Annotated in this window: 2 protein-coding genes; both read left to right on the top strand. The window is 60.2% G+C overall.

All coding sequences use genetic code 11. From position 1 onward, the window contains the following. The coding region (locus tag AC1DS5_RS24955) for an ATP-binding cassette domain-containing protein (RefSeq protein ID WP_477720932.1) at positions 1-220 on the top strand (220 nt) is incomplete at its 5' end. Positions 221-238: 18 nt separating this feature from the next. Further along, on the top strand, positions 239-607 hold the full coding sequence (locus AC1DS5_RS24950) for a hypothetical protein (RefSeq protein ID WP_477720931.1): 369 nt from the start codon (positions 239-241) through the stop codon (positions 605-607). The last annotated feature ends 190 nt before the right edge of the window (positions 608-797 follow it).

The raw sequence follows: 797 nt of genomic DNA, 5'->3' as shown, positions 1-797 counted from the left end.
CGGCAAGGCCGCGGATACGATCGTAAAAAGCCTGTCCGGCGGCGAAAAGGCGCGGCTACTGCTGGGGCTCGCGACTTTCTACGGTCCGAACATGATCATTCTGGACGAACCGACCAACCATCTCGATATCGACTGCCGCGCAGCGCTGGCCGAGGCGATCAACGAATTCCCCGGCGCCGTGATCATGGTCTCCCATGATCGCTATCTGATCGAGGCCTGAGCAGACCAGCTCTGGGTCGTGGCTGACCGCACCGTCACCAATTTCGACGGCGATCTCGACGACTATCGCAAAGTCGTCATGCAAGCCCGCGGCATGCGCACGCCGACACGCGACCGCGCAAACACGGACCGCGAAAAACTGGCGAAGCCTAAAGAAAAGAAGGTCCCGCTCAAGCAGCAGGTCGCCGAAGCAGAATCCGAGATGGAGCGGATCACCGCCATCATCGCCAAGATCGATACTGCGCTCGCATTGCCTGACCTGTTCAAGAAAGATCCGAAGCAGGCCACGCAACTCACCAAAGCGCGCGCCGCTGCGGCGGACGCATTGCAACGCGCTGAAGAGCAATGGCTTAGCGCGAGTTCTCTGCATGAAGAAGCGAACGGCTGATCACGCAGCCGTCGCTTACTTCTAAATATTCACGAAAAGATCAGGTCGCGGCGCGCTTCTTCGCCTTCGGACGCGCGGTCTTCGGCTGCTCAACTTCCGGACCGCGTTCGACCACGGTCAAACGACCGGCGGTAAACGTATAGATGCCAGCGCGCGGACCGCGCAGATAGGTCAGCACGGCAACGCGATC

This window comes from Polaromonas sp. P4_H1 (assembly GCF_056400945.1).
The sequence above is the reverse complement of the archived record's forward strand: the minus strand, read 5'-3'. Positions and strand labels throughout refer to the sequence as shown.